The sequence below is a fragment of the Micromonospora tulbaghiae genome (assembly GCF_900091605.1).
Taxonomy (GTDB): Bacteria; Actinomycetota; Actinomycetes; order Mycobacteriales; family Micromonosporaceae; genus Micromonospora; species Micromonospora tulbaghiae.
In genome coordinates, this window is record NZ_FMCQ01000004.1 from 323,145 (window position 1) to 344,029 (window position 20,885).

Consider the following 20,885-nt stretch of genomic DNA (forward strand, 5'->3'; position numbering starts at 1 on the left):
CCCGTCCGTCACGGACGCGGGCCTCTCGGCGTTCCCGGCCACCGCGTGGTCGCGTACGGTGAGCGGCCGGACGCATAGCGACGGTGGTCTTTGCACCGCGACGGCGGAGGGGCAGAATACCCGGGTGATCCGCGCGGCGGTGACGACCGCGTGTCGCCGACATCCGAGGGGCAGGACATGCAGCGGCCGGACTGGGCACCCGAGACGATCGACATCGAGCGCCCCAGCGTCGCCCGCATGTACGACTACTACCTCGGCGGCTCGCACAACTTCGCCGCCGACCGGGCGGCCGCCCGCGCGATGGTGGAGGCGGTGCCGGAGGCACCGCTGATGGCCCAGGCCAACCGCGCGTTCCTGCGCCGGGCGGTGCAGTACCTCGCCCAGGCCGGCGTCCGCCAGTTCCTGGACATCGGTTCCGGCATCCCGACCGTCGGCAACGTGCACGAGATCGCCCAGCGGATCGATCCGGAGTCGCGGGTGGTCTACGTCGACGTGGACCCGGTGGCGGTGGCGCACAGCCACGAGATCCTGGCCGGCAACGAGCACGCCACGGTGCTCCAGGAGGACCTGCGCAACCCGGAGGCGATCCTGGCCCACCCGGAGGTCACCCGGCTGCTGGACTTCACCCGGCCGGTCGCCGTGATGATCGTGGCGGTGCTGCACTTCGTCCCGGATTCCGACCGCCCCGAGGAGGTCCTGCGGACGCTGCGCGGGGCGCTGGCGCCCGGCAGCCACCTGGTGCTCTCCCAGGCCAGCGAGGAGGGCCGCGACGGCACCGGCGAACGGGCCGAGGCGGAGCGGGTCTACCGGCGTACCGACAGCCAGCTCTGGATCCGCAGCCGGGCCGAGCTGACCGCGCTGTTCGACGGCTTCGAGCTGGTCGACCCGGGTGTGGTGTGGGTGCCGCAGTGGCGGCCGGACTCCCCCGACCAGGCGGAGAACGCCGAGCGGGCCGTCTTCATGGGCGGGGTCGGGCGGCTCGGTGGGTGACGACGCGACCCGCTGCCGGCCCGGCGCGTTCGCCCGGGCCTGGGCCAAGGCGGTGTCCGGCACCAGCTACCTGCCGATGGCGCAGGCGCAGCTGGAGGAGATGCTGCAACGGCTCACCGAGCGGCTGGCCCAGGCTCTGCGCGCCGAGCCGTTCGACCTGCGGATCGGCCAGCAGGTCGGCGCCGAGCTGGTGCAGGCGCACATCGCGTCCGCGGAAGGGCTGGGCCGCACCGTCGAGGTGATCCAGCTGCGCCTGGTCCGCGACCTCGACCTGGTCGTCGACGACGTCGAGGACCGGATGGCGCGGCTGCTCGCCACCGTCGCCACCGGGTACGCCCGCGCGCTGCGCGACCGTACGCTCGACGAGCAGGAGTCCATCCGCCGCGCCGCCATGATGGCCCGTGCGCAGGCCGAACGGGCGCTGCGCGACAGCGAGGCCCGGTTCCGGCACCAGGCCACCCACGACCCGCTCACCGGCCTGCCGAACCGCACGCTGTTCACCGAACGACTGACCGACGCGATCACCGCGCCGGGCCGGGGCGCCGACCGGGTCGGTGTGTGCTTCCTCGACCTGGACCGGTTCAAGGTGGTCAACGACTCCCTCGGCCACCAGGTCGGCGACTCGCTGCTGGTGACTGTGGCCCAGCGCCTGCACCGCGCGCTCGGCGAGCACCTGGTGGCCCGGCTCGGCGGCGACGAGTTCGTGATCCTGGTCGAGCGCACCGCCGGCACCGACGACGCGGTGAAGGTCGCCGAGGCGGCGCTCGCCGCGGTACGCGAGCCGGCGCTCGTCGACGGCCACGAGCTGACCGTGTCCGCGAGCATCGGCATCGTGGAGCGCCCGGTCGCGGGCACCTCGCCGATGGACCTGATGCGCGCGGCCGACAGCACCCTGCACTGGGCCAAGGCCGCCGGCGGGGCCCGCTGGTCGCTGTTCGACGCCGACCGCAACCGCCGCGAGCTGGCCCGGTACGCGCTGTCCGCGGCGATCCCCGCCGCGCTGGACCGGGGCGAGTTCTACCTCGACTACCAGCCGCTGACCTCGTTGCGCGACGGGCGGGTGCTCGGCATGGAGGCGCTGGTGCGCTGGCGGCACCCGGAGCTGGGTGTGCTGCGGCCGGACAGCTTCATCCCGCTGGCCGAGGAGACCGGGTTGATCGTCCGGCTGGGCAGCTGGGTGCTGGCCGAGGCGTGCCGCGAGGCGGGCACCTGGCCGGGCCCGGACGGCGACGCCCCGTTCGTCAGCGTCAACCTCGCGGTCCGGCAGTTGCACCGCACCGACCTGGTGACCGAGGTGCGCGGCGTGCTCGGGCGCACCGGCCTGCCGCCGCACCGGCTGCAACTGGAGATCACCGAGAGCACGATGATGAGCACCGTGGTCGAGCCGGTGCGCGCCCTGCGGGTGCTCGGCGACCTCGGTGTCCGGGTCGCCATCGACGACTTCGGCACCGGCTACTGCAACCTCGCGTACCTGCGGGACCTGCCGGTCGACGAGCTGAAGGTGGCGGGCGAGTTCGTGACCGGCCTGCGCGCGCCGGGCAGTGGCACCGACGAGCGGATCCTCGCCTCGCTGGTGTCGCTGGCGCACGCGCTGGACCTGACCGTCACCGCCGAGGGCGTGGAGACGGCCGACCAGGCGGACCGGCTGCGCGCGATCGGCTGCGACGCCGGGCAGGGCTGGCACTTCGGCCGTCCCGGCCCGGCCGCGCCGCACCTGGGCCGGGTGCCCGCCCACGTCGACGCGGCCCCCTGACCCGGCCGGCCCGCGGCCTTCTGAGCCTGGTCGGCCCGCGGCCTCTTGACCCGCTCGGCGCGCGGTCAGCCGGCCAGCAGGGCAGCCATGCGCTGCGCCTGCGTCTCCCAACGCCACTCCCGCTCCACCCAGGCACGGCCGGCGGCGCCGAACTGCCGGGCCAGGTCCCGGTCGGCGAGCAGCGTGGCCACCCGGTCGGCGAGCTGGGCCACGTCCCGGCCGCCGACCACGTACCCGGTCTCCCCCTCCCGGACCGCGTCCGGCGCGCCGCCGGAGTCACCGGCCACCACCGGCAGACCGGTCGCGCTCGCCTCCAGGTAGACGATGCCGAGCCCTTCCACGTCCAGCCCACGGTTGCGGGTGCGGCACGGCATCGCGTAGACGTCGCCCGCCGCGTAGTGGGCGGGCAGCTCGGCCGAGGGCACCGAGCCGGTGAAGACCACGTCGCGTTCCAGCCCGGTCTGCCGGGCCAGCTTCTCCAGCGTCGAGCGGTACGGGCCGCCGCCGACCACGAGCAGCGCGGCGTCGGGCACCCGGCGGCGGATCTCCGGCAGCGCGCGGATCAGCATGTCCTGGCCCTTGCGGGGCACCAGCCGCGACACGCACACCACCACCGGCCGGTCGGCCAGCCCGAGCCGCGACCGGACCCGCCCGCCGTCGACCTCCGGGTGATAGGCGTCCACGTCCACGCCGGGCGCGAGCCGCCGCAGCTCGGTCAGCCCGTCCAGCACGCGGGCCAGCCGCGCCCGGGTGTACTCGCCGAGGTAGGTGGTCACGTCCACGCCCCGGCCGATCCGGCGCAGCGCCGACCGGGCGCCGGGGAGCGCCGCCCAGCCGACCTCGTGCCCGTGGGTCAGCGCCACCGCCCGGCGGATCCCGGCCCGCCGCCGCAGGCCCGCGGCGAGCAGCCCCAGCGGGGCCGCCGCGCCGAACCACACGGTGTCGCAGTCGTACGCGCGGGCCAGCCGCGCCGCCCGCCGGGCGATCAGCGGGGTGGGCAGCAGCACCCGGGTCCGCTCCCGCACCACCTCGAACGGCTGGTCGGCGTCGAACTTCTCCGCCCCGCGCCAGCTCGACGCGTACACCACCACCGAGCCGGGCTGCTGGCGCACGGCGAGGTTGTGCACGAACGACTGGATGCCGCCGGGGCGCGGCGGGAAGTCGTTGGTGATCAGCAAGGTGCGGCTCATCGGCCCGGCTCCCTGGCGTAGGCGCGGGCGGCTGCCATCCGCTCGACGGTGGACGGGTGGGTCGCCGACCAGAGGCGCTCCCAGCGCGGCGGGTCGGGGTCGGCCAGGTTCACGCCGGCCAGCCGCCGCTGCATCGCCTCGAACGTCGCCGGGTCGCCGGTGAGCGCCAGCGCGTGGGCGTCGGCGCGGGCCTCGATCCGGCGCGAGACGAGCGCCTGCGCCGGGGTGGCGAGCAGGCCGGCGACCGTGACCAGCGCGATCAGCAGCGGGAACGCCCGGGGCTGGGCGATCGAGTCGACGCCGGCGAGCCGCAGCAGCGGCGTCCAGGACCCGATCAGGTAGAGCGCCACCACCGCGGCGGCGGCACCGAGCGCGCCGAGCACCGTGCCGGTCCACACGTCCCGGTCCTTGGCGTGCCCCAGCTCGTGGGCGACCACGCTCGTCACCTCGGCCGGCTCCGCCTCGCGCAGCAGCGTGTCGTAGACGACCACCCGCCGCGTCGGACCGAGTCCGGAGACGTACGCGTTGACCGCACTGGTACGCCGGGACGCGTCGGCGACGAGCACGTCGCGCACCGGTACGCCGTCCCGGGCGGCCATCGCGGTCAGCTCACTGCGCAGCGGACCCGGCTCCATCGGCGTGAACCGGTTGAACACCGGCTCGACAAGCACCGGCAGCACGAACGACAGGACCACCACCAGGGCCGCCGCGCCGGCCGCGCCGAACGCCCACCACCAGCGGGGGGCGAACCGGACCACCGTGTAGAACCCGAGCAGGACCAGCGCGCCGATCACCGCGCTGACCGCGTACGACTTGAGCAGGTCGACCGCCCAGCCGCCCCAGCTCTGGGTGCTCAGTCCGTAGCGGACCAGCACGGTGCGGCGCCAGGCCGCGAACGGCAGCGTGAGCAGGTCGGCGAGGAACATGACGGCCAGCCCGCCGAGCACGGCCTGCGCGATCCAGTGCCCGCCGAAAGGCCGGCCGACCAGTTCGACCAGGCGCCCGCCCAGCGGGGTCAGCCCGAGCAGCAACGCCACCACCAGCCCGACTGCCAGCGCCGACCAGGCCGCCGGGCGCAGCGCGCCGTGGAACGCCCGGCCCCGGGTCACCTGCTCGGCCGGGAGATCCCGCAGCGCCGCGAGCTGGTCGGCGCGGGGTGCCGGCGGCCGGCTCCACGGCACCAGCAGCGCCACCGCCACGAGCAGCGCGACCACCAGGCCGCCCAGGGTCAGCAGCGCCCAGGCGCGCGGGGTCACCGACCCACCCCGCCGTCGTGCCCCGTCCGCGTCATGCCGCTCCCCTCCCGCCGTGACCGCCCATCCTATTGCCCGGCCCCGATCGCGGCCGCCATGGCCGGAGCACAGCCTGGCGACGCGGCCGGATACGACTCCGGCAGTTTCCCCGCGCGGTGGCCGACACAGCTCACACATCGAGCTGGGCGTGGCGCCCGGGGTGGACAGGTGGCCGTGAGCGTCGGCGGGCGGGCGGCTTCGGCTGATCCTTCACGAGGCGTGCGGGCCGACCGGAGCGGCGGGTGACAGGGGAACCAAGAGCGGCGCGCGTGGAGCGCCGAGCAGACAGGCGCCCCCGGGCGGCAGCAGACGTGTCAGGCGATCCGGCGACGGGCGGTACGGCGGGGCGCCGGTGCCCGTGCCGGCGCGGGAACCGCGACGGGCGCGGGTGGCAGCACCTCCACCTCGAATCCGGCCCGCGCGAACACCTCGATCGCCCGGTGCTCGGCCGGGCCCAGGTCGGCCGGGTCTGAGTCGAGCAGTGCGGTCACCAGGCAGCCGGAGCAGCCGGCGCCGCGGTTGCCGCAGGTGTCGCAGTCGATCAGCATCAACGCCTCCTGACGGGTCGCCGGTAGCGGTCGGGGAAGGGACCACCACCGTCGGTCACCGCAAGGCTATGCCGCGGGTATGACAGAACCGGACAACGAGGCAGCAGCCGGCCTGAAAACGATCAACCGGTCAGGACCGGGCCAGGCGCCGCAGCAGCGAGTCGGCGCCCAGCGGGTACGCGCCGTGCCGGCGTACCCCGTCGGCGACCTCGCGGTCGGAGGAGACGACGACCACCGGCCGCCCGGCCGGCTCGGCGCGGACCAGCCGGCGGATCAACTCGTCCGCCGTCTCGCCCTTGCGGGAGAACAGCACCCGCACGCCGCGCGGCGCCGGGGGCAGCCCGTGGATCCGCTCGGCGCCGTCGAAGACGACAGTGACCTCGTCCCCGGTCTGCGCGGCGATCCCGCCCAGCCCGGTGATCAGCCGCTTGCGCTGCTGCTCCAGCGACATCTCACCGAAGCCGCGCTTGGTCACGTTGTAGCCGTCCACCACCAGGTGCGCCCGCGGCAGCGCGAGCAGCTGGTCGAGGCGGGCCGGGTCGTCGGTGTCGCGGGCCCGCGTCGAGGGTCCGGCCGCAGCGGCGCCCGGCTGCTCGGCGAACGCGTCGGCGACGAAGTCGGCGGGGAGCTTGTCCACCGGGTCGAGCGCCAGCTCCCGGCGCAGCCCCACAGCGGCCTGGCCGATCGTCTCCAGCAGCAGCCACAGCCGCGCGTCGTCGACCGAGCGGGCCTCCTTGGCGCTGGCCCGGGCCACCCCGGCCGCGGCCTCCGCCTCGGCCAGCCGGGCCCGGGCGCGGCGCAGCTCGGCGTCCGCGTCGGCGGCGGCGCGGGCCGCCCGCCCCCGCTCGGTGGCGAGCGTCTCGGTGGCCTTGCGCTCGCGGGCCTGGGTCTCCCGGAGGGTACGGGTCAGCTGGCGGGCCTCCTCGCGGAGCTGACCCAGCTCCTCGCGGACCCGGGCCAGTTCGTCGCGCAGCTTCTCCGCCTCGACCCGGGCCACCGCCCGGTCGTGCTCGGCGCGAGCGGCCCGCTGCTCGGCCTCGCGTACAAGTTCGGCCACGACCGCGCTGTCGGCCTCGGCGCGTACCGCCTCGCCGCTGGCCTCGATCAGGTCCCGCCAGCCGCGGGGCCGGGCCAGGTAGGCCAGGGCGGCCACCTCGACCGGGTCGGCGGCGGCCGGCGCGGTGCCCTCGACGACCGCCGCGCCCAGGTCGCCGGCGTCGGCGAGCACCCGGGCCGTGATCCGCTGGCGGAACAGCGGGTCGGCGGTGAGCTGGGCGGCGATCGCGGGCGCGCCGAGGCGGGCGCGACGGTTCGGGGCGAACTTGGCGACCCGCCGCAGCGGCACCGGCACCTCGTCGGCGGGCAGGCCGGGCAGCACGGCGGCGGTCAGCGTGACGATCCGCTGCCGGACCGGCTCGGGCAGCACGGGCTCGGGCTCGACCGGTGGTGGCGCGTCCTCACCCGCGGGCACGCCGACCACCGGCTCCTCCACGGAGGAGCGGTCGTCGTACGGCTCGGTGAGGGGCATGAGGCAAGTCTCCCACCCCGAACGGGCCCACCGCCCGGTGAGTGAGCCGATCTCTCATCGTACCCCCGTGGTATCTCCTGGGACGGCAGTGACAGGAGTGTCGGACCGTGCCGCTAGCGTCCCGCTGGTGACACGAGCGGAGTACGTCCAGGAGTCGCTGGCCGGCCTGGACCCGGCGGGCAGCGGCGTCGACCCGGCGCTGCCGCTCTACGCGACCACCTTCGTGGTGGTCGACCTGGAGACCACCGGCGGCGCTCCCGACGGCGGCGGGATCACCGAGATCGGCGCGGTGAAGGTCCGCGGCGGCGAGGAACTGGGCGTGCTCGCCACGCTCGTCAACCCGGGCGTGCCGATCCCGCCGTTCATCACCGTGCTCACCGGCATCACCCAGGCCATGCTGCTGCCCGCGCCGCCGATCGAGCAGGTGCTGCCCAGCTTCCTGGAGTTCGTCACCGACGCCGTGCTCGTGGCCCACAACGCGCCGTACGACGTGGGTTTCCTCAAGGCCGCCTGCGCGAAGCACGGCTACCGCTGGCCCAACCCCCGGGTGCTGGACACGGCCGCGCTGGCCCGGCGGGTACTCACCCGCGACGAGGTGCCCAACCGCAAGCTGGGCACGCTCGCCGCCTACTTCCGCACCGCGACCCAGCCCAGCCACCGGGCGCTGGACGACGCGAAGGCCACCGTCGACGTGCTGCACGGGCTGATCGGCCGCCTCGGCGGGCACCGGGTCGACACGGTCGGCGAGGCGATCGAGTTCGCCCGCGCGGTCACGCCCACCCAGCGCCGCAAGCGGCACCTCGCCGACGGGCTGCCCAAGGTGCCGGGCGTCTACATCTTCCGGGCCGCCGACGACCGGCCGCTCTACGTCGGCACGTCCGGCGACATCGCCACCCGGGTCCGCAGCTACTTCACGGCCGCGGAGAAGCGGGCCCGGATCTCCGAGATGCTCGCCGCCGCCGAGCGCGTGGAGGCGGTCGAGTGCGCCCACTCGCTGGAGGCGGAGGTCCGCGAGCTGCGGCTGATCGCGGCGCACGCGCCGCCGTACAACCGCCGGTCGAAGTATCCGGAGCGCCAGGTGTGGCTGAAGCTCACCGACGAGGCGTACCCCCGGTTGTCGATCGTGCGTGCCCTCGCGCCCACCGACACGGCCTACCTGGGGCCGTTCCGGTCCCGGCAGGCGGCGGAGCTGGCCGCCGCCGGCTTCCACGACGCGGTGCCGCTGCGTCAGTGCACGCACCGGCTCTCCCGGCGCACCACCATGCCGGCCTGCGCGCTGGCCGAGCTGGGCCGCTGCCCGGCGCCCTGCGAGCACAAGATCACCCCCGAGGAGTACGACGACCGCGCGGCGACCCCGTTCCGCACCGCCACCAGCGACGACCCCGCAGTGGTGGTGGACGCGCTGCTCGCCCGCATCGAGGTGCTGTCGGCCGCCGAGCGGTACGAGGAGGCGGCCGTGGTACGCGGCCGGCTCGTCGCGGTGCTGCGCGCGGCGGTCCGGATGCAGCGGCTGGCCGCGTTGACCGGCATCGCCGAGCTGGCCGCCGCCCGTCCGGCCGCCCGGGGCGGCTGGGAGCTGGCGCTGATCCGGCACGGCCGGCTCGCCGGGGCCGGGGTGTCCCCGCCGGGTGTCCACCCGCGACCCACGATCGCCGCGATCCGGGCCACCGCCGAGACGGTGCTGCCCGGGCACGGTCCGGTGCCGGCCGCGACCGCCGAGGAGACCGAGCGGATCCTGTCCTGGTTGGAACGACCGGAGACCCGGCTGGTCGAGGCGACCGACGGATGGGCCTCGCCGGTGGCCGGCGCGGGGCGTTTCCGCGACCTGCTGACGAAGGCGGAGAACGGCGGATCCGCCAAACTCTCGACCGAACGCTCATGACCAACTGACCGATCGGACTACCTCGACTCCCTTAGTCTGTTAAAGGAGTGCAGACCTGCCCGATTCGCGGGCTCTGCTCCCGGTCGCCGGTTCCCGGTGGCCGAGGGCCGGGGTGAGGAGGTGTCCCAGGTGGACGTCGACGCCGGACACGGCGCCGCCCTGGGTGGCGCGCTCCCGACCCAGGGCGAACTGCCGCTCACCCGCCGCCTGCGTTCCCTGCTCACCTGGCCGACCGCGGACGGCGACCCGGTCACCACACTGGTCCGGGCCCACCGCGGCATCCACGCGAGCGCCGACGCCTCGGTGCTGCGCCGGGCCTACACGATCGCCGAGAACATGCACCGCGGCCAGTTCCGCAAGAGCGGCGAGCCGTACATCACCCACCCGCTGGCGGTCGCGCAGATCTGCGCCGACCTCGGCATGGACACCATCACGCTGGTCGCCGCCCTGCTGCACGACACGGTGGAGGACACCCGCTACACGCTCCAGGCGCTCCAGGAGGACTTCGGCCGTGAGGTCGCCCACCTGGTCGACGGCGTGACCAAGTTCGACAAGGCGTTCTACGGCAAGGCCGCCGAGGCGGAGACCGTCCGCAAAATGATCGTGGCGGCCGGCAAGGACGTCCGGGTCCTGGTGATCAAGCTGGCCGACCGCCTGCACAACATGCGTACGCTCGGCGTCCGCTCGGCCGCCTCCCGGGAGCGGATCGCCCGCAAGACCCAGGAGGTGCTGGTCCCGCTCTGCGACCGGCTGGGCATCCAGACGCTCAAACGCGAGCTGGACGACGTGGTGCTGCTGCACCTGCGGCCCGAGGAGCACGCGCGGATCGCCCGGTTCGTGCACGACCGGCCCGGCTGGGACGCCTACCTCGCCGACGTGGTCGCCCGCACCCGGGCGGCGCTGCGCCGCAACCGGGTCGACGCCGACGTCTCCCCCCGCCCCCGGCACCTCTACTCGATCTGGAAGGACACCGTCGCCGGCGACCACGCCGCCCCGTACGACCTGCCCCGCATCGCGATCGTGGTGGACGGGCCGGCGACCGACTGCTACGCCGCGCTGGGCGCCGTGCACGGGCTCTGGCGGCCGGTGCCGGGCCGGTTCAAGGACTTCATCGCCTCCCCGAAGAACAACCTCTACCGGTCCCTGCACACGAGCGTCTGCGGCCCCCAGGACCGCACGGTCGAGGTGCTGATCCGCACCACCGAGATGCACCGCTCCGCGGAGTACGGCGTGGCCGCCCACTACCGCTTCCCCCGGGCTGCGGGCCGGGGCGCGGACCGGGCGGACGAACTGGCCTGGCTGCGCCGGGTGCTCGACTGGGAACAGGAGACCGTCGACCCGACCCAGTTCATGGAGTCGCTGCGCTGCGACCTGTCCGAGGCGCAGATCCAGGTGGTCGCCGACGGGCGGCAGTTGGTGCTTCCGGCCGGGGCGACCCCGGTCGATCTCGCGTACGAGCTGGGCGCCGAGCGCGGCGACCACTGCCTGGCCGCCCGGATCAACGGCCGGCTGGCGCCGCTCTCCTCCGAACTGGAGGAGGGCGACGTGGTGGAGATCTTCACCGAGAACGACGCGGAGAGCGGCTTCGAGGCGGACGCGGCCCCGCGCGGCCCGCGCCGGGAGTGGCTGGGCTTCGTGAAGTCCCCGCACGCCCAGATGCAGATCAACCGCTGGTTCGCCGAGCACACCGAGCCGGGCATCTCGATCGCCGACAAGGTCCGGCTCGGCCGGGCCTCGATCGGCCTGGCGTTGCGCAAGCACAACCGGGGCCTGGCCAGCGACCTGCCACTGCTGCGGCTGTCCGAGGAACTGGGCTACCCCGACCTGGAGACGCTGTTGGTGGCGGTCTTCGACCGCACGGTCGAGCCGGACACCGTGGTCCAGCAGTTGATCGATCTGGTCGACCACCGGCAGTAGACGGAGCCGGCCCGCGCCGGGACCACTAGCCTGGACGGCATGATCCCCCGCGCACGTGCCACCGGACGGGCCCTCGGCTACAAGCTCTTCTACCGGCTGCCGGTCCCGCTGCGGCGACGGCTGGTCCGGCTGGCCGTGCCGAAGTACATCGTCGGCGCGGTCACGCTGCTCCGGGACGCGGAGGCCACCGGCGCGGGCCGGATCCTGCTGCTGCGCCAGCCGCCGGGCTACAGCTGGACGCTGCCGGCCGGGCTGCTGCAACGCGGCGAGGCCCCGGTGGTGGGCGCGGCCCGCGAGCTGTACGAGGAGTCCGGCGTCCGCCTGTCCCCCGACGTGCTGCGCCCGGCGGTGCCGAACGCGGTGGTGCACGCCAAGGGCTGGGTCGACGTGGTCTTCGAGGCGGAGGTGCCGGCGTCGACCACCGAACTGAAGGTGGACGGCGCCGAGGTCCTCGAGGCCGCCTTCCATCCGCTCGACGACCTGCCCCGGCTCAGCCGCGCCACCGCCAACCTGCTCGGGTACTACGGCATCGGCCCGCGCGCCGGCGAGAACCGACCGGCCGCGTGAGCACCCCGCACTCGGGCACTCCGGCCGCGGGTGTCGAGGTGTGCGCGGTGGTGCTGGCCGCGGGTGAGGGCACCCGGCTGCGCCCGCTCACCGAGCGGGTGCCGAAGGCGCTCTGCCCGGTCGGGAACGTCCCCCTGCTGGACCGCGCGCTGGCCCGGCTGGCCGGGCTCGGCCTGACCGGCCCGCAGCGGGTCGCGGTGAACGCCTGCTACCTGGGTGACCAGGTGGTCGCGCGGGTGGGCGGACGGGCCCACCTGTCGGTCGAGCCGGACGCTCCGCTGGGCACCGCCGGGGGCGTGGGCCGGCTGCGGGACTGGATCGCCGGCCGGGGCGTGCTCGTGGGCAACGCCGACGCGTACCTGGCCGACCCGCAGGCACCCCCCGGCCCGGACATCGCCGCGCTGCTGGACGGGTGGGACGGGCACGGCGTACGCCTGCTCGGCCGGCCCGCCGACGACCCGGACGCCCCCGGCACCTTCGCCGGCCACGACTTCGTGGGTTTCTCGCTGCTGCCGTGGCGGCTGGTCCGCGACCTGCCGGCCACGTTCGGCGACCTGGTCCGGGCGGTGTGGCGCCCGGCGGAGGCGGCCGGCGCGCTGACAGTGGTGCCGTACCGGGGCACGTTCTACGACACCGGCACCCCGGCCGACTACCTCGCGGCCAACCTGCACGCGGCCGGCCCGGGAGGGCTGGTGGACCCGGCCGCGACGGTGGACGGCCGGGTCAGGGCCTCGGTGGTCGGCGCGGGCGCGCGGGTGCACGGCGACGTCGACCGGTCCGTGGTGTGGCCGGGCGCGACCGTCGCGGCCGGGGAGCGCCTGCGTGAGGTGATCCGGGCCGGGGACGACCTGACCGTCCCGGCGGCGCGGTGAGGGGCTCGGGCTCTAGCATGGGCCTCGTCGCCGACGAACGGAGAACCGTCCCGTGATCACCGCGATCGTGCTGATCGACTGCGCCACCGACTCCATCCCCGAGGTGGCCGAGACCCTGGCCAACCTGCCCGGCGTCAGCGAGGTCTACTCGGTGGCCGGGCACGTCGACCTGATCGCCATGGTCCGGGTCCGGGAGTTCGAGCAGATCGCGCAGGTCATCGCCGGCAGCATCTCGAAGGTGCCGGGTGTGCTCAACACCGAGTCGCACATCGCGTTCCGCGCCTACTCCCAGCACGACCTGGAGGAGGCGTTCGCGATCGGGCTCGCGAACGCCGACTGACACGAGCCGGTGACCGGCCCACCCTCGCGGGCGGACCGGCCACCGTCGACCGTGCGGTACGTCAGCTCTGGCTGGGCACCGGGGTCTCCGTGGTGCCCGGAGCGGGCTCCTCGGTCTCGGTGCCGCCCGGAGCCGGCGACTCGGTGCCACCCGGGGACGTGGTGCCGCCCGGGCTGGGCGTGCCGCTGGCGCTGGTCTGCGGAACCGGGACACCCAGCGTCTGGGCCAGGGCCACGAGCGCGTCGTAGTGCGCCTGCAGGACCGGCAGCGCGTCCTGGGCGATCTGCACCACCGACTGCTCCGAGCCCTGCGAGATCTCGGTCTGGGTGGCCTGGATCGCCTGCACGTGACCGGCGAGCTGCGCGGTCACCCACGCCTTGTCGAACTCGGCCCCGTTCAGGTTGTTCAGCTTGTCGAGGACCTTCTGCTGGTCGGCGGTCGGATCGGCCGGCAACTGGACGTTGAGCTGCTGCGCGGTCGACTGCACCGTCTGGTCCAGCTGGGTGTGGTCCGTCACGAACATCTTGCCCAGGTCCTTGACCTGCTGGTTCTGGCCCTTCTGCTGGGCCAGGTTACCGGCGGTGATCTCGAACAGGTTGACCTGGTGCACCGCCTGCAGGTACTGCGTGTCCTGCGTCGACGGCTGCGCCGCAGCCTGCGACGCGGCGGCGGGCGCCAGCCCCACGACCACCAGCGCGGCCAGCAGGCCCAGGCGTTTGATTCCCAACATTCGTTCCTCCCCCATGAGACGTCGGACCGCACGGATACCCGGCTGACCGGGGTTATTCCTGCGATTCCACCCGTCCGTGTCGGGGGCGACGGCCGTCGGCGCACCGGTCGCCCGGCGTGAGCGGGAGGCAACGGGACGACCGGGCGGAAACGGCAGTGGCGCCCGCCGGAAGATCCGGCGGGCGCCACTGTCAGTCGTACCGGGGAGGGTCAGCGACGGCTCTCGCCGCTGCCGATCTCCTCCCGCTCCGGCCGGGCCTCGACCGGCGGGTGTCCCGGCGAGACCGGCGCCTCGGCCGGCTTCTCGATCGGGTAGAAGAAGCCCCGGATGGCCGGGCCGAGGGCACCGAGCCGGTTCATCTTCTTCGGCACCACCCAGCCGACGTAGTCCAGCGCCGGCGGGTGACCGTCGTGGCCCTCCGCCGAGGTGAGCGGCTGGTGGACCTCGACGAACCGGCCGTCGGGCAGCCGCTTGATGATGCCGGTCTCCACGCCGTGGGCCAGCACCTCCCGGTCGTGCTGCTGCAGACCCAGGCACATCCGGTACGTGATGTAGTACGCGATCGGCGGCAGGATCAGCAGCCCGATCCGGCCACCCCAGGTCATCGCGTTCAGGCTGATGTGGAACTTGTCCGCGATGACGTCGTTGGCGCCGGAGAGGGTCAGCACGATGTAGAAGGCGAGCGCCATGGCGCCCACGGCGGTCCGGGCCGGAACGTCCCGGGGCCGCTGGAGCAGGTTGTGGTGCTTGTAGTCCTTGAGGCGGCGCGCCTCCAGGAACGGGTACATCGTCGACAGGCCGACCAGGATTCCGGGTAGCACCACCGTCGGCCAGAACAACGGTGGAATCACGTACCCGTTGCCGATCGGGATGTGGATCTCCCAGCCCGGCATGAGCCGGGTCGAGCCGTCGAGGAACATGACGTACCAGTCGGGCTGGCTGGCCGCCGAGACCACCCATGCCTCGTACGGGCCGAACAGCCAGATCGGGTTGATCTGGAACAGGCCACCCATCAGCGCGATCACGCCGAAGACGACCATGAAGAAGCCGCCCTGCTTGAGCGCGTAGCGCGGGAACATCCGCTCGCCGACCACGTTCTCGTTGGTCCGGCCGGGGCCGGGCCACTGGGTGTGCTTCTGCTTGAACACCAGGCCGAGGTGCACGCTGATCAGCGCCACCAGCAGGCCCGGGACGAGCAGCACGTGGGCGATGAAGAAGCGGCTGATGATGATGGTGCCGGGGAACTCCCCGCCGAAGATCGACGAGCTGACCCAGGAACCGATCACCGGGATCGACAGGATGATCGCGGAGGCGATCCGCAGACCGGTGCCGGACAGGCCGTCGTCCGGCAGCGAGTAGCCGGTGAAGCCGGCCAGGAAGCCGACCCAGAACAGCAGCGAGCCGATGATCCAGTTGGTCTCACGCGGCTTGCGGAACGCGCCGGTGAAGAAGACCCGCAGCATGTGGACCACGATCGCGGCCATGAACAGCAGGGCCGACCAGTGGTGCATCTGCCGCATGATCAGACCACCCCGGACATCGAACGAGATGTCCAGGCTGGAGGCGTAGGCGGCCGACATCGGGGTGCCCCGCAGCGGCGCGTAGCTGCCGTTGTAGATGACCTCGGTCATCGCCGGCTCGAAGAAGAACGTCAGGAAGACGCCGGTGAGCAGCAGGACGATGAACGAGAACAGCGCGATCTCGCCGAGCAGGAACGACCAGTGGTCGGGGAAGACCTTGTTCAGCAGCTTGCGCAGGGGCGTGGCCACCTGGAAGCGGTCGTCCACCGCCCGCGCGCTCTTGGCCGGCAGCGCGGCCGCATCAAACTTTCGGCGCTTCATGGCCGCTCCCAGAAGTCGGGACCGATGGTCTCGGTGTAGTCGGACTTCGCCACGAAGAAGCCCTCCTCGTCCACCTCGATCGGCAGCTGCGGCAGCGGCCGGTTCGCCGGGCCGAAGATCGGCTTGGCGTTGTCGGTGATGAGGAACTGGGACTGGTGGCAGGGGCAGAGCAGCCGGTTGGTCTGCTGCTCGTAGAGGCTGGCCGGGCAGCCGGCGTGCGTGCAGATCTTGGAGAACGCGACGTAGTTGCCCCACATGTAGTCGCCGTGGCCCTTGCGCTCGTTCGCGGCGCGCGACTTCTGCGCGTCGTCCTCCCGCAGGTGGATGAGCAGGGTGGGCGAGTCGGCGTGCAGGTTGCTGACGCCGCCGTCGATGCCCGGGAACACGGTGAGCTGGCCGCCGACGCTGACGTCGGCCGGGCGGATCGGGCGGCCGTCCTCACGGATGAGCCGGATCTTCTTGCCGCCCTCGGCCGGCTGGAAGCCGGTGGTGAACATCTGGTTGTTCTTGTGCGGCTGCTCGATCAGGCCACCGATCAGCGGGGCCGCGGCCACCGCGCCCACCGGCGCAAGGCCGGCGAGCAGCGAGATGCCGAGCAGCGGCCGGCGGCGTACGCCCATCTCGTCGGCCAGGTAGAGCATGGTCTCGCCGGTGATCTTGCGACCCTCCGGGTCGTCGGCCTGGTCGTGCCGGTCCTGGATCGAGACCTCCTTGGGCAGCAGCTTCTTGCCCCAGGTCAGGATGCCGAAGCCGATGCCCAGCAGCGCCAGGCCCAGCGTCACGCCGAGCAGCGGCGTGTAGAGCTTGTCGCCACCGGTACCCGGCTCCCACTGCCACGGCCACCAGATGTAGACCACCAGGAAGGCGGTCGCGAAGACGCCGGTCAGCAGGAACATCAGGGCGACCGTACGGGTCAGCCGGCGCTCGGCCTTGCTGCCCGGGACCACCTGCGGCTCGTAGTGGACGATCTCGATGTCGTCGCGCCGCGCGCCCTCCTGGACGATGTCGAACCGGGAGAGCCGGGGGTCGTTCACGTCGAGCGGCTCCGGGCCCTGCTGGGCCTGGTGCTCGGTGTGGGTGCTCATGCCGTCACCTCGCTACGGGTGACGCCGGGGGTCGGCGCCACAGCACTGGAAGCATTGATCCGTCCGGTCACGACTTGCCCGCGATCCACAGGCTCGCGAAGACCAGCGCGACGATGCCGACCAGGAAGATCGCGAGACCCTCGGTCGACGGGCCGTAGCGGCCCAGGTTGAAGCCGCCCGGGTCGCCGTCGTGCTTCAGCGTCTCCTGGATGTAGGCGATGATGTCCGCCTTCTCCTCGGGCGTGATCTGGTTGTCGCCGAACACCGGCATGTTCTGCGGGCCGCTCAGCATCGCGGCGTAGATCTGCCGGTCGCTGGCCGGCGCCAGGCTCGGCGCGTACTTGCCGGAGGACAGCGCGCCGCCGCCGCCGCTGAAGGCGTGGCACTGCGAGCAGTTGATCCGGAACAGCTCACCACCGGTGGACAGGTTGGCGCCCTCACGCAGGTCCCCGTTGGGCACCTCCGGGCCGCCGCCGAGCTCCTGGATGTACTGCCCGAGCTGGCGCACCTGCTCGTCGGTGAACTGCGGCGGCTTGCGCATGGCCTGGGCCTCCTGCCGGGCCATCGGCATGCGACCGCTGCTGACCTGGAACTCGACCGAGGCCGCTCCGACGCCGATCAGGCTCGGACCACGGCCCTCGACGCCCTGGGCGTTGCGACCGTGACAGGTCACACAGCTCACGTCGAACAGCGCCTTACCCTCGTTGCCTGCGGCGGTCAACGGAGGGTTGTCCTGCGCCTGCACGCCGGGGGCGAAGACGGTGTAGGCACCGCCGGCCAGCATCAGCGCGGCGAACAGCCGGACCGCGGCGCCCAGCCGGCGGCGGCCCCTGCTGCGCACTACGGGCCGCCCGCGCAGCCGCGCGAGCAGACCGCGTCGGCGGTCGTTGTCAGAAGTCATGACCTGTGTCCTTAACCGGTTGGACCTTGTCTCAGGGGACGGAGCAGCGGCGCGGTTCGTGACGCGCCAAGATCACTGGAGCCAGTAGATCATGGCGTAGAGCGCGATCCACACGACGTCCACGAAGTGCCAGTAGTAGGACACGACGATCGCCGAGGTCGCCTGGGCTGGGGTGAACCGGCCCATCGTGGTACGGACCATGAAGATCACGAAGGCGATGAGACCGCCGGTCACGTGCAGACCGTGGAAGCCGGTGGTCAGGTAGAACATCGACCCGTAGCCGTCTTCGTTGATCTTCACACCCTCGTGCACCAGGGTCCGGTACTCGTTCAGCTGACCGAGCACGAAGATCAGACCCATCACGAAGGTGATCGTGAACCACCGGCGCAGAGCGTGGACGTCACCGCGCTCGGCCGCGAACACGCCGATCTGGCAGGTGATCGAGGAGAGCACCAGGATCACCGTGAACGTGGTCGCGTACGGGATGTTCAGCACCTCGGTGTGCTTCTCCCACTGCTCCGGCGCAGCCGCGCGGATGGAGAAGTACATCGCGAACAGCGCCGCGAAGAACATGAGTTCGCTGGAGAGCCACACGATCGTCCCGACGCTGACCATGTTGGGTCGGGTCAGGGAGTGGATCCGGCTCTTGTCAATGGCTGGGGCCGCAGTCACGCGGTCATTATTGCCCCTGACCGGGACCGACGATCAGCGGGGTGCCAAACCGAGCCCTTCCGTGGCCCGATAGTGGAGGTCCGCTTCGCCTGACCTACCCTGAAAAGCGTGCTGCACGTCGATCAGATCCGCGCCGTCACCTCGGCTGTTCCGGCGACGCTGGCGGCGGGAGGCGAGGGCGCCCCGCCGCCGTTCACCGTGGCCCGGGTCCTCACCGAGACCCGGCTGGACAGCTGGCTCACGCTGGGCATCGTCCTGGCCGCCGGTCTCTACCTCTACGGGGTGCACCGGCTGCGGCTGCGCGGCGACCGCTGGCCGGTCATCCGTACCGTGTCGTTCCTCGGCCCCGGCCTCGGCGGCATCGCCCTGGTCACGCTCACCGGCCTCGGCGCGTACGACACCGCGCTGCTCTCGGTGCACATGGTGCAGCACATGGTGCTGTCGATGATCGCGCCGATCTTCCTGGCGCTCGGCGCGCCGGTGACGCTGGCGCTGCGCACGCTGCCCGTGCGGCCCCGGAAGCGGCTGCTCGCGATCGTGCACAGCAAGGTGATCCGGATCTACAGCTTCCCGCTTGTGGCGTTCGCCATCTTCGTGGTGAACCCGTTCGCGCTGTACTTCACCGACCTGTACGAGTTCACGCTGCGCCACGAGTGGGCGCACGAGCTGGTCCACGCGCACTTCATCGCCACCGGCTGCGTCTTCTTCTGGCCGCTGCTCGGCCTGGACCCGCTGCCCGGCCGCTGGCCGTACCCGGGGCGCGCGCTGCTCATGCTGCTCTCGGTGCCGTTCCACACCGTCCTCGGCCTCACCATCATGCAGAGCACCACGCTGTTCGGCGGCGACTGGTACCCGTCGCTCAACCTGTCCTGGTCCGACCCGTGGAACGACCAGGTGGTGGCCGGGGGCATCCTGTGGGCCGGCGGCGAGTTCGTCAGCGTCACCATGCTCGCCGTCCTGGTCGTCCAGTGGGTCAAACAGTCCGAGCGCGAGGCCCGCCGGCTCGACCGCGAGCTGGACCGCCAGGAGGCCCGCGAGCGCGCCGCCGAGGCGAGCGCCTGAGGCCCGTTCCGGGGTACGCCCCGAGCCCGCCCGGGCGGGGCGACAGGCCGGATGTGACGCCCGCTACGATCAGCGGGCAGCTACGAGGTGGGAGCCACGTCACGATGAGCGATCGTCTTTGCACCGTCCTGCTCTACAGCGACGACCCGAAGGTCCGCGACCGCATGCGGCTCGCCGTGGGCACCCGGCCGGCGCCCGGCATCGAGATCGAGTTCGTCGAGGCCGACGAGTACAACGCCTGCATCCGGCTGGTCGACGACTACGAGATCGACCTGATGCTGCTCGACGGCGAGGCGAGCCCGGGCGGCGGCATCGGCATCGCCCGCCAGATCAAGGACGACCGGGACGACGCGCCGCCCACCTGCGTGGTGCTGGCCCGCGCCGCCGACCGCTGGCTGGCCGCGTACGCCGAGGTCGACGCCACGCTGACCCACCCGCTGGACCCGGTGGTCGCCGGCAGCACCGTGGCGGAGCTGCTGCGCCGCACCCACGCCGCGGCCTGATCCCCCGGCCTTCGCGCGCCACGGCGACGCGGCCGTGGCGCGCCCCAACCGCTTTCCTCACGCCGCTCGGGAGGCCCGCCATGGGCGAACGGACCTGGCCGCTTCTGCTCAACGCGCTGCTGCGCGGCGAGGAGCTCTCCACCGCCGACACCGCGTGGGCGATGGGTGAGATCATGGCCGGCTCGGCCACCCCCGCGCAGATCGCCGGGTTCGCCGTGGCGCTGCGCACCAAGGGTGAGACCCCCGCCGAGCTGGGCGGCCTCGTCGAGGCCATGCTGACCCGCGCGGTGCCGGTGCACCTGCCCGAGGACGTGCGCGCCACCGCGCTGGACGTGGTCGGCACCGGCGGCGACCTCGCCCACACGGTGAACATCTCCACCATGGCGGCCCTGGTGGTCGCCGGGGCCGGGGTCCGCGTGGTGAAGCACGGCAACCGGGCCGCCTCCTCCTCCTGCGGCACCGCCGACGTGCTGGAGCAGCTCGGCGTACCCCTTGACCTGGCGCCCGAGCAGGTCGCCCGCTGCGTCACCGAGGCCGGCATCGGGTTCTGCTTCGCCGCCCGCTTCCACCCCGGCATGCGCCACACCGGCCCGGTCCGGCGCGAGATCGGCGTACCCACCGCGTTCAACTTCCTCGGCCCGCTGACCAACCCGGCGCGGCCCCGCGCGGGCGCGGTGGGCTGCTTCGACAAGCGGATGGCCCCGGTGATGGCCGCCGTCTTCGCGGCCCGGGGCGACTCCGCGATCGTGGTACGCGGCGAGGACGGCCTGGACGAGTTCAGCACCGGCGCTCCCACCCGGATCTGGGTGGCGCAGCAGGGCACCGTCACGGAGGCCGTGCTGGACGCGACCGAGCTCGGCGTGCCCCGGGCCACCCTGGCCGACCTGCGCGGCGGGGACGCGGTCTACAACGCCGACGTCGTGCGCCGCCTGCTGGCGGGCGAGACCGGCCCGGTGCGGGACGCGGTGCTGGTCAACGCCGCTGTGGCGCTGGCCACCCAGGGCCCGCTCGACGGCGACCTGTACGAGGTGCTCCGGGCCAACCTGGACCGGGCCGCCGAGGCGGTCGACTCGGGCGGCGCCGCGGCCGCGCTGGAGCGCTGGCTCGAGGTGGCGCGCGCCGCCTGACGGCGGCCTGGCGCGGGTGTTGTCGTACCCGCGTGCCAAACTACACGGGAGTTATTTTCCGTTTTCGGTCTTTCCGTTTTCGGTC

At 73.2% G+C, this 20,885-nt stretch carries 19 protein-coding genes; 10 read left to right on the forward strand and 9 right to left on the reverse strand.

The window, feature by feature from the left end:
- Positions 1 to 177: 177 nt before the first annotated feature.
- Complete coding sequence (locus GA0070562_RS14225) at positions 178 to 990, forward strand: SAM-dependent methyltransferase (RefSeq protein WP_091420988.1); 813 nt, start codon at positions 178 to 180, stop codon at positions 988 to 990.
- On the forward strand, positions 983 to 2,743 hold the full coding sequence (locus GA0070562_RS14230; RefSeq protein ID WP_091420993.1) for a putative bifunctional diguanylate cyclase/phosphodiesterase: 1,761 nt from the start codon (positions 983 to 985) through the stop codon (positions 2,741 to 2,743). The genes GA0070562_RS14225 and GA0070562_RS14230 overlap by 8 nt, the downstream gene beginning before the upstream one ends.
- A gap of 65 nt (positions 2,744 to 2,808) precedes the next feature.
- Here GA0070562_RS14230 and GA0070562_RS14235 read toward each other — a convergent pair whose 3' ends face one another.
- The 4 genes from GA0070562_RS14235 to GA0070562_RS14250 all read right to left on the reverse strand — a co-directional run bounded on the left by GA0070562_RS14235 (position 2,809) and on the right by GA0070562_RS14250 (position 7,301).
- On the reverse strand, positions 2,809 to 3,933 hold the full coding sequence (locus GA0070562_RS14235; protein ID WP_091420996.1) for a glycosyltransferase family 4 protein: 1,125 nt from the start codon (positions 3,931 to 3,933) through the stop codon (positions 2,809 to 2,811).
- On the reverse strand, positions 3,930 to 5,189 hold the full coding sequence (locus tag GA0070562_RS14240) for a M48 family metallopeptidase (RefSeq protein WP_091421000.1): 1,260 nt from the start codon (positions 5,187 to 5,189) through the stop codon (positions 3,930 to 3,932). The genes GA0070562_RS14235 and GA0070562_RS14240 overlap by 4 nt, the downstream gene beginning before the upstream one ends.
- Positions 5,190 to 5,539: 350 nt before the next feature.
- Positions 5,540 to 5,773, reverse strand: a complete 234-nt coding sequence (locus GA0070562_RS14245) for a hypothetical protein (RefSeq protein ID WP_091421003.1) — start codon at positions 5,771 to 5,773, stop codon at positions 5,540 to 5,542.
- Between the two features lie 130 nt (positions 5,774 to 5,903).
- Positions 5,904 to 7,301 (reverse strand): NYN domain-containing protein, encoded by a 1,398-nt coding sequence (locus GA0070562_RS14250; RefSeq protein WP_091421006.1) that lies wholly within the window; start codon positions 7,299 to 7,301, stop codon positions 5,904 to 5,906.
- Positions 7,302 to 7,428: 127 nt separating this feature from the next.
- On the opposite strand from GA0070562_RS14250, the gene GA0070562_RS14255 reads away from it, so the two are divergent.
- The 5 genes from GA0070562_RS14255 (at position 7,429) to GA0070562_RS14275 (ending at position 12,879) form a co-directional block, all read left to right on the forward strand.
- Positions 7,429 to 9,183: a DEDD exonuclease domain-containing protein gene (locus GA0070562_RS14255; RefSeq protein WP_091421009.1), complete on the forward strand. Its 1,755-nt coding sequence runs from the start codon at positions 7,429 to 7,431 to the stop codon at positions 9,181 to 9,183.
- 129 nt (positions 9,184 to 9,312) lie between these two features.
- The gene (locus GA0070562_RS14260; protein ID WP_091421992.1) at positions 9,313 to 11,100 is read left to right on the forward strand and encodes a RelA/SpoT family protein; all 1,788 of its coding nucleotides are present in this window, start codon (positions 9,313 to 9,315) and stop codon (positions 11,098 to 11,100) included.
- Between the two features lie 39 nt (positions 11,101 to 11,139).
- Positions 11,140 to 11,667 carry an NUDIX domain-containing protein gene (locus tag GA0070562_RS14265; protein ID WP_091421012.1) on the forward strand — a complete coding sequence of 176 codons (528 nt, stop codon included), beginning with the start codon at positions 11,140 to 11,142 and terminating at the stop codon, positions 11,665 to 11,667.
- Positions 11,664 to 12,539: a nucleotidyltransferase family protein gene (locus GA0070562_RS14270; RefSeq protein WP_091421016.1), complete on the forward strand. Its 876-nt coding sequence runs from the start codon at positions 11,664 to 11,666 to the stop codon at positions 12,537 to 12,539. Before GA0070562_RS14265 ends, GA0070562_RS14270 begins: the two co-directional genes overlap by 4 nt.
- Positions 12,540 to 12,591: 52 nt before the next feature.
- On the forward strand, positions 12,592 to 12,879 hold the full coding sequence (locus tag GA0070562_RS14275; protein WP_013287689.1) for an Lrp/AsnC family transcriptional regulator: 288 nt from the start codon (positions 12,592 to 12,594) through the stop codon (positions 12,877 to 12,879).
- 61 nt (positions 12,880 to 12,940) lie between these two features.
- Here GA0070562_RS14275 and GA0070562_RS14280 read toward each other — a convergent pair whose 3' ends face one another.
- From GA0070562_RS14280 to ctaE, 5 genes are all read right to left on the reverse strand, one after another.
- Entirely contained in the window at positions 12,941 to 13,609 is a 669-nt protein-coding gene (locus tag GA0070562_RS14280) for a DUF4142 domain-containing protein (RefSeq protein ID WP_091421019.1), read from the reverse strand.
- A gap of 209 nt (positions 13,610 to 13,818) precedes the next feature.
- Positions 13,819 to 15,450, reverse strand: a complete 1,632-nt coding sequence (gene qcrB / locus GA0070562_RS14285; protein WP_091421022.1) for a cytochrome bc1 complex cytochrome b subunit — start codon at positions 15,448 to 15,450, stop codon at positions 13,819 to 13,821.
- A complete protein-coding gene (gene qcrA, locus GA0070562_RS14290; RefSeq protein WP_091421026.1) occupies positions 15,447 to 16,535 on the reverse strand; it encodes a cytochrome bc1 complex Rieske iron-sulfur subunit in 1,089 nt (362 codons plus the stop codon). Before qcrA ends, qcrB begins: the two co-directional genes overlap by 4 nt.
- A gap of 67 nt (positions 16,536 to 16,602) precedes the next feature.
- Complete coding sequence (gene qcrC / locus GA0070562_RS14295; RefSeq protein WP_091421029.1) at positions 16,603 to 17,436, reverse strand: cytochrome bc1 complex diheme cytochrome c subunit; 834 nt, start codon at positions 17,434 to 17,436, stop codon at positions 16,603 to 16,605.
- Positions 17,437 to 17,508: 72 nt separating this feature from the next.
- Positions 17,509 to 18,108 (reverse strand): aa3-type cytochrome oxidase subunit III, encoded by a 600-nt coding sequence (gene ctaE / locus GA0070562_RS14300; protein WP_091421033.1) that lies wholly within the window; start codon positions 18,106 to 18,108, stop codon positions 17,509 to 17,511.
- Between the two features lie 108 nt (positions 18,109 to 18,216).
- Here ctaE and GA0070562_RS14305 point away from each other — a divergent pair, with 108 nt between their 5' ends.
- The 3 genes from GA0070562_RS14305 to trpD all read left to right on the forward strand — a co-directional run bounded on the left by GA0070562_RS14305 (position 18,217) and on the right by trpD (position 20,800).
- A complete protein-coding gene (locus GA0070562_RS14305; protein WP_091421037.1) occupies positions 18,217 to 19,170 on the forward strand; it encodes a cytochrome c oxidase assembly protein in 954 nt (317 codons plus the stop codon).
- Between the two features lie 104 nt (positions 19,171 to 19,274).
- On the forward strand, positions 19,275 to 19,673 hold the full coding sequence (locus tag GA0070562_RS14310; RefSeq protein ID WP_091421042.1) for a response regulator: 399 nt from the start codon (positions 19,275 to 19,277) through the stop codon (positions 19,671 to 19,673).
- 80 nt (positions 19,674 to 19,753) lie between these two features.
- Positions 19,754 to 20,800: an anthranilate phosphoribosyltransferase gene (gene trpD, locus GA0070562_RS14315; RefSeq protein WP_091421045.1), complete on the forward strand. Its 1,047-nt coding sequence runs from the start codon at positions 19,754 to 19,756 to the stop codon at positions 20,798 to 20,800.
- Positions 20,801 to 20,885 lie beyond the last annotated feature (85 nt).

Excerpts from the sequence above, each read along its gene's own strand:
- qcrB (WP_091421022.1), bottom strand. The coding sequence starts at position 15,450 with ATGAAGCGCCGAAAGTTTGATGCGGCCGCGCTGCCGGCCAAGAGCGCG.
- trpD (WP_091421045.1), top strand. The coding sequence starts at position 19,754 with ATGGGCGAACGGACCTGGCCGCTTCTGCTCAACGCGCTGCTGCGCGGC.
- GA0070562_RS14280 (WP_091421019.1), bottom strand. The coding sequence starts at position 13,609 with ATGTTGGGAATCAAACGCCTGGGCCTGCTGGCCGCGCTGGTGGTCGTG.
- GA0070562_RS14245 (WP_091421003.1), bottom strand. The coding sequence starts at position 5,773 with ATGCTGATCGACTGCGACACCTGCGGCAACCGCGGCGCCGGCTGCTCC.
- qcrC (WP_091421029.1), bottom strand. The coding sequence starts at position 17,436 with ATGACTTCTGACAACGACCGCCGACGCGGTCTGCTCGCGCGGCTGCGC.
- GA0070562_RS14310 (WP_091421042.1), top strand. The coding sequence starts at position 19,275 with ATGAGCGATCGTCTTTGCACCGTCCTGCTCTACAGCGACGACCCGAAG.
- GA0070562_RS14225 (WP_091420988.1), top strand. The coding sequence starts at position 178 with ATGCAGCGGCCGGACTGGGCACCCGAGACGATCGACATCGAGCGCCCC.
- qcrA (WP_091421026.1), bottom strand. The coding sequence starts at position 16,535 with ATGAGCACCCACACCGAGCACCAGGCCCAGCAGGGCCCGGAGCCGCTC.
- GA0070562_RS14265 (WP_091421012.1), top strand. The coding sequence starts at position 11,140 with ATGATCCCCCGCGCACGTGCCACCGGACGGGCCCTCGGCTACAAGCTC.
- GA0070562_RS14250 (WP_091421006.1), bottom strand. The coding sequence starts at position 7,301 with ATGCCCCTCACCGAGCCGTACGACGACCGCTCCTCCGTGGAGGAGCCG.
- GA0070562_RS14235 (WP_091420996.1), bottom strand. The coding sequence starts at position 3,933 with ATGAGCCGCACCTTGCTGATCACCAACGACTTCCCGCCGCGCCCCGGC.